Raw genomic sequence first — 13553 nt, forward strand, 5'->3', positions numbered from 1 at the left:
CAGGGATGGGACGGGTAGGGGCGGCGGGGGCGAAATACCGGCACCGATGTCCACATTTGCGCACCTTCGGGTAGCTTCGAAGACATGAAGGCCGTACTCGCCCGAGGACTCCCAGGCCTGCTGATTGCACTGCTGCTGGCAGCCCTGGCGGCGCTCGCAACCCCCGCCCCCACCGCCCACGCGTCCACCGACATCTCCACCATCGCGGCAGCCCTCAAAAAGAGCCCGGTCTACGTCGACCCCGCCGCCGCAGCCCAGCTCTCCACCACGGACGCGGACGCCCTGGCCAAGAAGATCGAGCACGCGAACAAGCCCATCCTCATCGCAGTCCTCCCCGCCGGCTTCCCCACCCAGAACCTCTTCCAGAACCTCCGCACCTCCACCGGCATCACAGGCCTGTACGCCATCAGACTCGGCACCCTCTTCGACGCCCGCGCCGACTCCGCCGTGATGCCCCGCACCGCCGTGCAGAACCTGGTCACCAGCGTCCAGGGCGAGAACGACACGAACACCCAGCTGAACGACTTCACGGACAGCGCGCTCAGCAACATCGGCGGCTCGGCCCCGGCGAGCTGGAGCGGAGGCGGCGACAAGGGAAGCGGCGTCTCCACGGGCGCCCTGATCCTGCTCGGTGCGGTGGTCGTCGCGGGCGGCGCGGGCGCGTACACCCTCGTACGCCGAGACCGCCGCCGTAAGGCGCGGGAACAACAGGAAGCACTGGACAAGCTCCGCGTCGTGGTCGACGAGGACATCACGGCCTTCGGTGAGGAACTCGACCGTCTCGACTTCCACCCGGCCGAAGCGGGCGCCGACGACGCGATGCGGGCGGACTACGAGCGCGGGCTGGACGCGTACGAGCAGGCGAAGGCGTATATGGCCGCGGCCACGCGCCCCGAGGACGTACGGGCGGTCACGCAGTCCCTGGAGGACGGCCGTTTCTCGCTCGCGGTGCTCGCCGCGCGCCGCGAGAGCCGCCCGGTCCCCGAGCGCCGCGCCCCCTGCTTCTTCGACCCGCGCCACGGCCCCTCCGTCACCGACGCGACCTGGACGCCCGTGGGCGGCGCGTCCCGGGAGGTCCCGGTCTGCGCGGCGGACCAGGCCCGCCTCGCCGACGGCTCCGACCCGGCGATCCGCGAGGTCGAGACGGACTACGGCCGCCGCCCGTACTGGGACGCGGGCCCGGCGTACGGCCCCTGGGCGGGCGGCTACTTCGGCGGCGGCGTGCTGCCCGGCCTCCTCGTCGGCACGATGCTGGGCAGCATGATGTCCAGCCCCTCGTACGCGGCCGACTACGGCTCCGGATACGGCGACTTCGGCGCCGGAGGCTACGACGGCGGCGACGTCTCGGGCTCCGACTTCGACCCCGGCGACTTCGGCGGCGGCTTCGGGGACGGCGGAGGCGGCGACTTCGGTGGGGGAGGGGACTTCGGCGGAGGTTTCTGAGGGGGCTCCGGTGCCGGCCCTTCAGGACCAGAGGAAGTCCCGTATTGGGGCGCGTAGTTCAATTACCGGGACTGGTAGCTGAGTTACGGGACCGGTGGTTCAGTTGCCGGGACCGGTAGTTCAGTTGCGGGACCGGTGGTTCAGTTGCCGGGACCGGTGGTTCGGTCGGCTTCGGACACCTCGGCGTCCGCGAGCCGGTCCATGAGCGCACCCGCGAGCCGCAGCACCTCGCGCTCGGTCTCGCTCAGCGTGCCGAGCGCCGCGGCCAGCCAGACGTCCCGCTCGGCCATGTCCCGCTCCACCGCGCGGCGGCCCTCCGCGGTGAGCGTGAGCACGGACTGGCGCCGGTCGGCGGTGCCGGGCTCCCGGGCGATCAGCCCGTCCGCCTCCAGCTCGGCGAAGACCCGGGTCAGCGACTGCGGCCGCTGCCGCTCGGCCGCCGCGACCTCGCCGGGTGTCGCGGGCCCGTGCCGCCGCAGATGCCCGAGCACCCCCAGCTGATTCGGGGTGAGCGCACCGTCGCCCCGCTCCTGCCGCAGCCGGCGGTTGAGCCGCATGATGCCGCGGCGGAGGTGGGCGGCGCGGGAGAGCTGGTCCATGGGGAGATCATACGCGACTACGTACTATTGTGCGCACTTGCGGCTATCTTGACCGCGCTGACCGGCGTAGCATCTGCGCAGTGACCGTCAAACTCATACGCAATGCTTACGAAGCTTCGCTGACCATGACGGCCGTGCTGCTCTGCTGGGCCGCCGCCCTGTGGCTGGAGGGCGCCGCCGGACTGCACGCCGACGTCCTCGTCCTCGCGGTCGCCCTGACCCTCCCCCTGGCGGGCGTCCAGCGGACCGCGGACACCCGCGGGCGGCTCATGTCCTTCGTGCTGCTGCCCGCCGTGGCCGGAGTCTCGATCCTGCTCGGCCACCTCGTGGCGGATCACTACGCGGCCGGCGCCGCCGTCTTCACCCTCGGTATCTCCCTGCCGATCTGGATCCGCCGCTTCGGCCCGGCCGCGACGAAGGCGGGCACCCTGATGACGCTGCCGCTGATCGCCCTGCTCGTGGTGCCGGGCCCCGCGCTGCCGCCCAAGGACCAGTCCGCGCTGGTGAGTTGGGGCTGGGCGGCGCTGATCGGGATGCTGGCGTGCGGCTGCGTCCGGCTGGTCCAGGCGTCGGCCGACCGCCTTGGCCCCTGGCGGCCCGAACCCGCACCGGACCGCCCCCGGCGCCCCTCCCGGCTGCGCCCCCGCCCGAGCACACGCATGGCCGTGCAGATGGCGGCTGCCGTCGCCGGGGCCTTCACCTTCGGACGGCTGCTCTTCGACCAGCACTGGCCGTGGATGGTCCTCACGGCGTATGTGGCGGCGAGCGGCAACCGAGGCCGAAACGACGTGGTACGCAAGGGAGTCGAACGCTTCGTAGGGGCCTGCGCAGGAACGGTACTGGCCACCGGAGTGGCCGTGGCCGGGATCACCGGCCGGACGTCCGTTGTCCTGATGTTCGCCGTCCTGGCCCTCGCCCTGTGGCTGCGCCCGCTCAACTACGCGTACTGGGCGGCGGGCATGACCACCGCCCTCTCCCTCCTCCTCGGCTACTACGGCCAGGACGCACAGAGCCTCCTCCTGACCCGCCTCGAAGCGATCGCACTGGGCGCGGCACTGGCGATGGCATCGGCATGGTGGCTCCTCCCGGTACCGGCACCAAGACGTCATGGCCCCGACGGGTCATCCCCACGCCTCCCGGTCATCGGCCACCGTCAAGGCTGATCGCGCGGAGCCAGGTGGCGGGCCAGCACCTCCAGCGCGTCGGCGACCTCCTTGCGCTGCTCGGGAGTGCGGTCACCCAGGGCCGCGTCGAGGGCGTCGTCGATGGTGGTGGCCCTGACCTCGGCGACGCGGGCGGAGACCTGCGGGGCCTGGCGGACGAGGAGGCGGCGGCGGTCGGCCGGGTCGGGTGCGGTGATGACGGCACCGGTGTCCTTGAGGCGGGCGACGGCGGTGGAGACCTGGCTCTGCGGCAGGCCCGTACGGGCGGCGATCTCGCCCACGGCGGTGTCGGGGTGGGTCGCCACGTCACTGGCCACGATGAGGACGGACCGCACGCTGCCGCCGTGGCGCCCGGCGCCGCCTTCGGGCTCCGGCATCGCGGCTTCGCCGATCTTCATCAGGGCGCGTCCGAGGAGGAACAGCTCGACTCCGTTCATGCCCCCAGATTACATCAAGATCGATGCATCGATCATGGATGCATCGAGACTAGATGCATCACTATTGATGCATCTAAAAAGATGGATTACTGTTCAGGCAGACACCCGGACACCGCCGGGCGGAGGGAAGGGGCACGACCATGCGGAAGTGGCGAGCGAACCCGTGGGCGGTTCTGGTGACGCTCTCGCTGGGGTTCTTCATGACCCTGCTGGATCTGACGATCGTGAACATCGCGATCCTGGACCTGATGAGCGACCTCGGCACCTCGCTCGACCGGACCCTGTGGGTGGTCAGCGGCTACGCCCTGGCGCTGTCGGTGCTGATCATCACGGCCGGCCGGCTCGGTGATCTGCGCGGGCCCCGGACGCTGTTCGCGGCGGGCCTGGTGGTCTTCACGCTCGCCAGCGTCGCCTGCGGTCTCGCCCCCACCGCGACGGCACTGATCGTCGCCCGGGTCGTGCAGGGTCTGGGTGCGGCGCTGCTCACCCCGCAGACCATGACCCTCATCGTCGCGGTCTTCCCGGCCGAGCGCCGCGGCACCGCCATGGGCATCTGGGGCATGGTCGCCGGGCTGGCCACCCTGTCCGGGCCCACCCTGGGCGGTGTGCTGGTCTCCGCCGTGAACTGGCGCTGGATCTTCCTGGTCAACGTGCCGATCGGGGTGGCCGCGTTCGTCCTGACGTTCCTGGTGGTTCCCGACATCCGGCCGGCGCGGGCCCACCGCTTCGACCTGACCGGCGTCCTGCTGTCCACGGCCGCCCTGTTCTGTCTGGCCTTCGGCCTCCAGGAAGGCGCGAACTACCAGTGGGGAGCGGGGATTTGGGCGCTGCTCAGCGCCGGGGCCGCACTGGGCGCCGGCTTCGTCCTGCACCAGCGGCGCCGCCAGGACCGCGAACCGCTCGTCCCGTTCGCGCTGTTCCGGGACCGCAACTTCACCGCGATGACCGCCCTGGTCGGCCTGGTCTCCGTCGCCATGCTCGGCATGGTCCTGCCGTTCAACCTCTATCTGCAGTCCGTGCTGCACCTCAGCCCCGTCAAGGCCGGTCTGGTGCTCGCCCCCTCGTCGCTGGTGTCGATGACCGTCGGCCCCTTCGCCGGCCGGCTGGCGGACCGTATCGGCGGCAAGTACGTCCTGCTCACCGGGCTCGTCTGCTACGGCGCCGGGATCCTCGCCATCACCCTGACCGCCGCGCCCACCACCGCCTGGTACGCCTTCGTCCCGGCCACCCTGGTCACCGGTCTTGGCGTCGGCTGCATCATCGCCCCCATGTCCACCGAGGCGATGCGGCACATTCCGCGCCACCTCGCCGGGGCCGCCTCCGGCGTCAACAACACCGTCCGCCAGATCGGTTCCGTGGCCGGTGCCGCCGCCGTCGGCGCCCTGGTGCAGAGCCGCCTCGCCGTCGAACTCGCCACCGGCAAGACCTACGCCGCCGCCTTCACCGCCACCCTGCACACCGCCGCCGTCCTGCCGCTGGCCGTGCTGGCCGCCGGAATCCTGGCCTGCCTGCTGCTGCGCCGTCACACCGCCGGGCTGTCGGCTGCCGAGAGCGTCCCGGCCGGCGGTCGGCCGCAGCCCGCAGGGTGCCGCTGATACGAGCACCGCACGTCACGCACGTCACGCACGTCCCGAACGTCCCGCACGTCCCGCAACACCGCGACGCCGAGCCCCAGATGTGCGGGGGCTCGGCGTCGTTTTCGGCGGCGTCCGTTGCAGACGGGAACGCGGGAAGGCGGGAAGGCAGGAACGGACGCCGCGTCGAGGGAGCGGGAGGCTACTTCCCGGCGCGCTTCTTGTGGCCCGTCACCTTGGCGATCCAGGTGAGGAAGTCGGCCGGGTCGATGTTCGACCCGTGACCCTCGTCCCAGTAGTAGAGGTGGTTGACGTCGTCGCCGAGGTTGTCGGCGGCGGCCGCGATGTTGGCGGAGACCGTCAGCGAGGTGTCGGAGTCCTTGGTGCCGAGGCGGATCCACCAGTGCTTCGAGCGGCCCGGGTTCTTCTTGGCGAAGTGGTACATCGGGTTCATCAGGTCGAGCTTCTCGGGGATGTCGCTCGCGACCCGCTTGGTGGTCAGGCCCGTGGTGTCGTTCTTCGCGCCGTACGCCGTGAAGTGGCGGGTCTCGGTCGTGCCCGCGCCGAACTCGTTGTTCTCGCCCGCGGACAGGTCGAAGGCGTCGAAGGCCGGCGTGGTCTTCTTGCGCGCGCCCACGTGGGTGAGGAAGTCGGCCCAGGTGAAGGTGGCCTTCTCGCCGTCCCAGTTGATGAACGTGTTGGCGGCGAGGTAGGTCGTGCGGTCCGCGTCCGACAGGTCCGCAAGGTACGTGGTGGCCGACGGCTCCAGGTACTGCTCGACCATGTACTCGTCGTAGTTGCGGGCGTTGAGCTGACCGAAGCCATTCAGGCCGCGCAGCTTGAGGGACGCCTGGTACTCGGCGAACTGCGACTGCAGGTCCTTCGAGACGGTCTGGTCGACGACCTTGCCGGTGCTCGCCGTGACGTTGGTGCCCCAGTTCCACTCGTAGGCGCCGTCGGCGTGCTCCAGGTCGGTGATCGGGCACCAGGCGCCGGTCGCGAAGATCGCGTCGGACGCGTCGGCGGCGCCGAGCTCCTTGAGGTAGGAGTCGTAGATCGGGCTGTCGCCCGACGCGCCGAGCAGGGAGGACAGCGCGCCACCGGCGCTGGTGCCCGTGGACACGATCCGGTCGGTGTCGCCGGGGATGACGCCCTGGTTGGCGCGGACGTAGCGGACGGCGGCCTTCAGGTCGACGATCGCGGCGGGCGCGGTGCCGTAGTAGATGCCGTCGCTGTCCTTGAGGGTACGACCGCGCGCACCCGGCTCCACGACGACGTAACCGGCCGCGAGGCCCAGCTTGCCGAGGTTGACCATGCCGCCCTGGGCGTTCACCATCGCGTTGCCGCCGGACTGGACCTCACCCGTGCCGCTGCCGGCGGATGCCGAGGCGCTGGGGGAGGCGCTGGTACCGGTGCCGCCCGTGGGGCCGCCGCTCATGCTCGCGCCGCCCACGCCGGTGGCGTCCGCGACGGACGACGGCATGTAGCCGCCCACCGAGTTGGCGAAGACGATGGGAGCGTTGGTGGCGTCGACCGCGGTGCCGTCGATCTTGACGGGGACGCTGACGTTCAGGCTCTGGTACGCCTCGTCGACCGGGTTGGTGACGTAGGTGATGGCCTTCCAGAAGTGGTAGACCACCTCGTGGTCGGTGCCGCCGGCGTCCGTGATGGTCGTCGTCAGCTCGGTGTAGGCGTCCTTGTCGAAGGCGAGGGCGTCCGAGGTCTTCGATCCGGACTTGCTCGATGCGTTCGCGCTCAAGGCGAAGCCGCCGGCTGCCACGACTCCGACGGTCGCGCCCATACCCATGACGACGGTCCTGCGCTTCACTGCCCTGTGCTTCACTGAGGTCTCTCCCCTTCGCGGCATGTCCGAACAGCCGTCGAGTCGAAGTGATACGCGCCGGACGCCCACGCAGTGGATGCAGGCCAGTGCAGTCAACGCGCTGACGGTCGGGGCCTTGGCCGGGACCGCAGCGCCGGTGCGGGTTCGTTGCCTACACGTGGCGCCCTACTCGATCTTGTGTTGCGAACGTAATTTGCCGCGCCAAACATTGTCAACAATTCTGTTAATTTCATTGTGAACACTCAAGATCCCATGGCGGGCTCACAAGATTCGCCAGGGTTTCTGAGAGCGCCTGAGAACGTCTGGGGATTCTTTAGGGCAGAAATTGACCTAGAGGGGCGTCCGGACATGCCGGAGCGCCCGCCCTCCTCGTACGGGGGAGTCGAAGGGCGGGCGCGCTCAGGGGTTGCCGGCGAATCAGGGCGTGCCGGCGAAAGGGAAGGCTCAGGCGGCGTTCTTGATCGCCGAGATGTCGAAGACCAGCTTGATCTTGTCCGAGACGAGGACGCCACCGGTCTCCAGCGCCGCGTTCCAGGTGAGGCCCCACTCGGAGCGCAGGATCTCGGACTTGCCCTCGAAACCGACGCGCTCGTTGCCGAACGGGTCCTTCGCGGCGCCGTTGAACTCCAGGTCGATGGAGAGCGGCTTGGTGGTGCCCATGATCGACAGCTCACCGGTGATCCGGTAGTCGTCGCCGCCCAGCGCCTCCGCCTTGGTGGAGCGGAACGTCATCGTCGGAAACTCGTCGGTCTTGAAGAAGTCGGAGCTCTTCAGGTGACCGTCACGGTCGGCGGAACCGGTCTCGACGCTCTCCATCTTGACGTCGAGTGAGGCGGTGGACTTGGACGGGTCCGAGCCGTCCAGGTGCAGCGTGCCGTCGAACTCCTGGAAGCCACCCTTGACGTTCGTCACCATCGCGTGACGCGCGACGAAGCCGATCGTCGAGTGCGAGGGGTCGATCGTGTAGTCGCCGCTCAGCGCGGCCAGGTCGGGGCTGACGGCTGCGGCCTCGGCGGTCGTGGCCGTGGCGTCGGCGGCGTCGCTCTTGCGGCTGAAGATACCCATGACGTTGCTCCTAAGGGACGGGTCGCGGATTCGTCCGGAAGCCGCGGCGTTGAGGATGTTGAATCTTCAACGAGGTCAACATGGAGCACCGTAGACCTATTCCATTCAAGTTTCAACATCATCCGCAGCGTGTTCACGACGTTACTTCGAGTTGCCTTCGTCCGCCCTCCGGCAGACGCGGGTACCCTCGCCGTGCACCGTGCGCGCACCCTCCGCGAGGACCGCACCGGCGCCTGGTCCGGGAGGCCGGCCGAGGGTCCGTATCACCCAGGGGATGGCATGCGCCACTCATCAATGTGAGGTGACTCTCAGCTGATTGCTTTGTGAGACCTCTACAACCCAGAGGCCCTCTGAGCAGTCAGATCGCCTGCATGCGGTCGTGGTTCTGTTCAGGGGTACCAGGAAAACGGGCCGGAGACTGTACGGAGTCGACGGCTCGCTTTCCTTGGTGGACTTCGTAAGGTCACTACATGACCGTTTTGGACGAGGCCGGATCCGCAAGCTCCACAAGTTCCGCTGGCGAACCCACGGACGCGCGCGGACGTGTGGCCGAACTGCACGCGATCCGTGCCGAGGCGCTGCGAGGCCCCAGCGAGAAGGCGACCGAGGCGCAGCACGCCAAGGGCAAGCTGACCGCCCGGGAGCGCATCGAGCTGCTGCTGGACGCGGGCTCGTTCCAGGAGGTCGAGCAGCTGCGCCGGCACCGGGCGACCGGATTCGGCCTGGAGGCCAAGAAGCCGTACACCGACGGTGTCATCACCGGCTGGGGCACGGTGGAGGGCCGTACGGTCTTCGTGTACGCGCACGACTTCCGCATCTTCGGCGGCGCCCTGGGCGAGGCCCACGCCACGAAGATCCACAAGATCATGGACATGGCCATCGCGGCCGGTGCGCCGCTGGTGTCCCTGAACGACGGCGCCGGCGCCCGTATCCAGGAGGGCGTCTCCGCCCTCGCCGGCTACGGCGGCATCTTCCAGCGCAACACCAAGGCGTCCGGCGTCATCCCGCAGATCTCGGTCATGCTCGGCCCGTGCGCCGGCGGCGCGGCCTACTCGCCCGCCCTCACGGACTTCGTGTTCATGGTCCGCGAGACCTCGCAGATGTTCATCACCGGGCCGGACGTGGTCAAGGCGGTGACGGGCGAGGAGATCACCCAGAACGGCCTGGGCGGCGCCGACGTCCACGCGGAGACGAGCGGCGTCTGCCACTTCGCGTACGACGACGAGGAGACCTGCATCGCCGAGGTGCGCTACCTCCTGTCGATGCTCCCGCAGAACAACCGCGAGAACCCGCCGCAGGTCGCGTCCGAGGACCCGGCGGACCGCCGCTCGGACATCCTGCTGGACCTGGTCCCCGCGGACGGCAACCGCCCGTACGACATGGCGAAGGTCATCGAGGAGCTCGTCGACGACGGCGACTACCTGGAGGTCCACGAGCGCTGGGCCCGCAACATCATCTGCGCGCTGGCCCGTCTGGACGGCCAGGTCGTCGGCATCGTCGCCAACCAGCCGCAGACGCTGGCCGGTGTCCTGGACATCGAAGCGAGTGAAAAAGCTGCGCGCTTTGTCCAGATGTGTGACGCTTTTAACATTCCGATCATCACCCTCCTGGATGTCCCCGGATTCCTCCCGGGCGTCGACCAGGAGCACGGCGGGATCATCCGTCACGGCGCGAAGCTCCTCTACGCCTACTGCAACGCGACCGTGCCGAGGATCTCGCTCATCCTGCGCAAGGCGTACGGAGGTGCCTACATCGTCATGGACAGCCAGTCCATCGGGGCCGACCTCACCTACGCCTGGCCGACGAACGAGATCGCCGTGATGGGCGCGGAAGGTGCCGCCAACGTCATCTTCCGCCGTCAGATCGCCGAGGCAGCCGATCCCGAGGCGATGCGGGTGCGCATGGTCAAGGAGTACAAGGCCGAGCTGATGCACCCGTACTACGCGGCGGAGCGTGGCCTGGTCGACGACGTCATCGACCCGGCGGAAACCCGCGAGGTCCTGATCAAGTCGCTCGCGATGCTGCACACCAAGCACGCGGACCTGCCCTCGCGCAAGCACGGCAACCCCCCGCAGTAACCCTGCGGATCCTCCGCGGCAGCCCCGCGGAAACCTCTCTCACGGAGACTGAACCTATGAGCACCCCTGACATCCGCGTCGAGAAGGGCCACGCCGAGCCCGAGGAAGTCGCCGCCATCACGGCGATCCTCCTGGCCCGTGCCGCCGCCGCCCCCACTGATGCTCCGGCCCACCACGGCCGCCACAAGGCCGGCTGGCGCCGGCTGGAGCGCGAGCCCGGGTTCCGGGCGCCGCACAGCTGGCACTGAGGGTTTTTGACGCCGACAGCCCCGTTCTCCTGGTGGAGGGCGGGGCTTTGGTGTTGGGGTCACTCGAAGGTGACGTCCACGCCGGAGAAGTCGAGGGCGTGGGGGTCGTCGGGCAGAAGGCAGTTGTGCAGAGAGAGCTGCTTTACCTTGGGGGGAAGAAACCCCGGTGTCCCCAGCCAGGCGGCGACGTCGATACCGTTGAGCACCAGGCTCACCCCGGGCAACGAGGCCACTGCGGGCAGGCCTTGAGGCAGGCAAACGTCCTTGGTGAACAGCACCACCTGCTTAAGGCCGGGGGAGTCGGCGAGGGTGGCCAGGTCGGTGGTTTCACTCACGCCCTGGATCGAGACGTAGAAAGCTTCCTGTGCCAAACACAGGCTTCCGTCGAGATGAGGCGTGCCGCCGAGGTCAAGGAACAGATACCTCAGATGTCGCAGCTCGCCGAGTGCTTCGATGTGCTTGAGGGGTATCTCGCCCATCAGGCCGAAAAAGGTCAGGTCGGCGTGGTGTCTGAGCACCGACAGGTCGGCCTCTCCGCGTGGTTCGAAAACGGCCAGGCTTGTCACTGGCGGCAACTCACACAGCGCTCCGAACTCCGCCAAGGGATAGGAGATTGACAAGCCACCGATGGGTCCCAGCCTGTGCAGGCTTCGCCACTGGGCGGAGTGCGTGAGCGCGAGATCTCGGAATGCCAGCGGCAGTCGCGACAGAACCTGCTCGGCGTAAGCCTCGGCGTCGAAGGACCCCCAGGCTCGGACGAGTTCACCGATCACGTCGTATCGCTCGTCCCCCACGTACCCGGCCAGCAGCCCCAACGCCTCCTCACCCCCGATCAACGCCACGGTCCGCACCGTCTGCACGGCGGCCTTCTCCGAAAGCTCGCCGAGCGATCGAGGCATCCTGCGCAGCAGGCTCGGCCCCACCGCCGCCAGTGCGGGCGGGTCCGTCTTCCGGCGGGCCGGAAGCAGCTGCGCCACCGCCTCCTCCAGACGCTCCCCGAGCTCCTCCGACACGGAGGGCAGCGTCTCCTGACAGGAAGCCGCCAGCAGCCGCAGCGTGCGCGCGTGCCGGGGCTCCTCCTCGGCCCGGTCGAGGATCCCGCCCAGCAGTTCCTCCCGCTGACGGGCGTTGGCATGGCCCGCCACCATGATGATCGTCTCCCGCCACAGATCCAGATGCGCCCGGCCGACCAGATTCCCGATCCGGTCCTCCTCCGCGGCCTCCTCGGCGGCGAGGTACTCCTGGAACGTCCGGTGTACGAAGTCCAGGCGCCCCTGGGCGGGGGAGCGGAGCATCCCGGAGCGGTCCCGCAGCTGCTCCAGCACCAGCTTGCCGTCCAGGGCGGCGTCCAGATGCCGCATCGCAGTGAGCTTCGCCCCGACGTGCACGGCGGCCTGCTCCATCGCGATCTCGCTGCGGTTGTTGTCCGACAGCCGCCACGCCAGATCCCGCAGCACCACCAGCTTGTCCCCGAGACTGAGCTTGCTCTCCACCGCGCTCGGCACGTTCCGGTCCGCGTCCCGGTCGTGGACCAGGGTGTGGAGCGCGTTGCGGTACAACTCCATCCGGTCACGGGGCAGTTGGCTGCCCCGGGTGAGGTGCATGGCGCACAACATCGCCGCCAGCAGGGGAGTGCCCGCCAGGGACTGGAGATGCGCCCGGTCCTTGAGGCTGGTGAGCAAGGACTGTTCGTACCGGGGGAGTTCGTCGGCCCCGCAGGGAAGCTCGTCCCCCAACTCCCGTACCGCCTGATGCCACTGCCGTACGAACGCCGCCAGGTCCGGAGGTGTCATCCGGTCGAGATTCAGGGTGGTGAAGTCCTCCCGGCGCAGCCAGTCCGCTCCGGCCGCCGCGGGACGTGAGGTGACGACCACGCGTACTTCGCCGTACGTACGCAGCAGCGTGCGCAGCCAGTCCCGTACCGCACGCCGCTCCCGGTCGAGCAGCTCGTCCACGCCGTCGATGAGCAGCAGTGCTCTGCCGCTGTCGAGCTGCCGCTCCACCCACCCCCTCGGCATGATGCCGGTGAGAGGAGCGGCGACCCCGTCGAGCATCGCCTCCGGCGTCGGCAGGGGGCGGTCGCTGTACTCGCGGAGCTTGACGAAGACCGGCGTGAGGCCGTTCCAGTCCGCAAGCTCTCCCGTGAAGGCCCCTCGGGCAGCCGTGACGGCCAGCCAGCGCAGCAGAGTCGTCTTCCCCGAGCCCGCCTCACCCCGCAGCAGGACCCGTGCGGCTCCGCCCAGCGCGGCCTCCACCCGCATGCCGGAGCCCTCGCCGCCCGCCTCCTCCCAGTCGCTCATGTCGGCCCGCAGCTGTGGCAGGGAGCGGGCGGTCCGGCGGCGGTGGGTGCCGTCGTCGCCCGTGGCCCGCAGGCTCACGTAGGCCACCGACAGCCGTACCTGCGCCGCCGCCCGGTCCGAGGCCCGGCGGAACAGCTCCACCTCGTCCAGGTCCTCGCTGACGAGTTCCAGGTACCGGCGGCGGAAGGCCGTGTCCTGGTCCATGCCGTCCGGTGCGAACAGCGAGCGGTCCGGGAGGCGTTCGAGGATCCGTGTCACCTCGCCACCCAAGGTGGCCGTCCGGGCCAGCAGTTCGGCCAGTGCCCGTTCCTCGAAGACCGGAAGGCTTCGCACGATGCGGACGTAGTACTCGACGCACTCGGCGAAGAGCCGTTCGTAGAGGCGGGTTTCCGGCTCGCTCAGACCGACCGGTGCCCGCACCGTTCCCGTGATCCGGCGGATCAGTTCAGCCGGCTGGGCGTCCGCGGCCAACAGCGCCTCGTCCGAACAGATCCGCCCGCGCGAAGGTGTCGCACACCGCGTCGATCACGGCCGTGCGGCCCGACTCGTCCAGTGCCCGGAACTCGTGCTCCAGGAATGGCTCCACGCGGTCGAACACCGCGTCGGCGATCTGCTCGAACTGCCGCTTCACACTCCGCTGGAACTTCACCCCGGGAACCCTCACCCGGGCCAGCTCCTCGATCGGCAGCCGGCGCTCCTGCTCCCGCCGTTTGCCCCCCAGCCACAGCTGCGCCGCCGTGTTCGCCACGGTCGTCCCCAGCCGTAACGCCGCCGTCTCCGCGAGCATGAGGTCCCCTCCCCAG

9 protein-coding genes and 1 pseudogene are annotated in these 13553 nt (G+C 69.4%); 5 read left to right on the top strand and 5 right to left on the bottom strand.

Annotated features, from left to right (window positions below):
- Nucleotides 1–84 precede the first annotated feature (84 nt).
- Entirely contained in the window at nucleotides 85–1443 is a 1359-nt protein-coding gene (locus tag OG975_RS33675) for a hypothetical protein (RefSeq protein ID WP_406333070.1), read from the top strand.
- 140 nt (nucleotides 1444–1583) lie between these two features.
- Here the strand turns inward: OG975_RS33675 and OG975_RS33680 are convergent, their stop codons facing one another.
- Nucleotides 1584–2042, bottom strand: coding sequence for a MarR family winged helix-turn-helix transcriptional regulator (locus OG975_RS33680; protein WP_406333071.1), 459 nt, complete (start codon nucleotides 2040–2042; stop codon nucleotides 1584–1586).
- Between the two features lie 80 nt (nucleotides 2043–2122).
- Between OG975_RS33680 and OG975_RS33685 the strand changes: the two genes are divergently transcribed.
- A complete protein-coding gene (locus tag OG975_RS33685; RefSeq protein WP_406333072.1) occupies nucleotides 2123–3205 on the top strand; it encodes an FUSC family protein in 1083 nt (360 codons plus the stop codon).
- Here OG975_RS33685 and OG975_RS33690 read toward each other — a convergent pair.
- Nucleotides 3196–3642, bottom strand: a complete 447-nt coding sequence (locus OG975_RS33690) for a MarR family winged helix-turn-helix transcriptional regulator (RefSeq protein ID WP_406333073.1) — start codon at nucleotides 3640–3642, stop codon at nucleotides 3196–3198. The genes OG975_RS33685 and OG975_RS33690 overlap by 10 nt on opposite strands.
- A 140-nt stretch (nucleotides 3643–3782) precedes the next feature.
- Between OG975_RS33690 and OG975_RS33695 the strand changes: the two genes are divergently transcribed.
- On the top strand, nucleotides 3783–5237 hold the full coding sequence (locus tag OG975_RS33695; protein ID WP_406333074.1) for a DHA2 family efflux MFS transporter permease subunit: 1455 nt from the start codon (nucleotides 3783–3785) through the stop codon (nucleotides 5235–5237).
- Between the two features lie 181 nt (nucleotides 5238–5418).
- Here OG975_RS33695 and OG975_RS33700 read toward each other — a convergent pair whose 3' ends face one another.
- Both OG975_RS33700 and OG975_RS33705 read right to left on the bottom strand, forming a co-directional pair.
- On the bottom strand, nucleotides 5419–7023 hold the full coding sequence (locus OG975_RS33700) for a subtype B tannase (RefSeq protein ID WP_406336596.1): 1605 nt from the start codon (nucleotides 7021–7023) through the stop codon (nucleotides 5419–5421).
- Nucleotides 7024–7503: 480 nt separating this feature from the next.
- Nucleotides 7504–8124: a YceI family protein gene (locus OG975_RS33705; protein ID WP_406333075.1), complete on the bottom strand. Its 621-nt coding sequence runs from the start codon at nucleotides 8122–8124 to the stop codon at nucleotides 7504–7506.
- A gap of 470 nt (nucleotides 8125–8594) precedes the next feature.
- On the opposite strand from OG975_RS33705, the gene OG975_RS33710 reads away from it, so the two are divergent.
- Both OG975_RS33710 and OG975_RS33715 read left to right on the top strand, forming a co-directional pair.
- The gene (locus OG975_RS33710) at nucleotides 8595–10202 is read left to right on the top strand and encodes an acyl-CoA carboxylase subunit beta (RefSeq protein WP_406333076.1); all 1608 of its coding nucleotides are present in this window, start codon (nucleotides 8595–8597) and stop codon (nucleotides 10200–10202) included.
- A gap of 56 nt (nucleotides 10203–10258) precedes the next feature.
- Complete coding sequence (locus OG975_RS33715) at nucleotides 10259–10450, top strand: acyl-CoA carboxylase subunit epsilon (RefSeq protein ID WP_327431976.1); 192 nt, start codon at nucleotides 10259–10261, stop codon at nucleotides 10448–10450.
- 59 nt (nucleotides 10451–10509) lie between these two features.
- Here the strand turns inward: OG975_RS33715 and OG975_RS33720 are convergent.
- Nucleotides 10510–13537 (bottom strand): annotated as a pseudogene (locus tag OG975_RS33720) (NACHT domain-containing protein).
- Nucleotides 13538–13553 lie beyond the last annotated feature (16 nt).

The organism is Streptomyces sp. NBC_00203, assembly GCF_045206325.1.
In the GTDB taxonomy this organism is placed as follows: Bacteria; Actinomycetota; Actinomycetes; order Streptomycetales; family Streptomycetaceae; genus Streptomyces; species Streptomyces lutosisoli.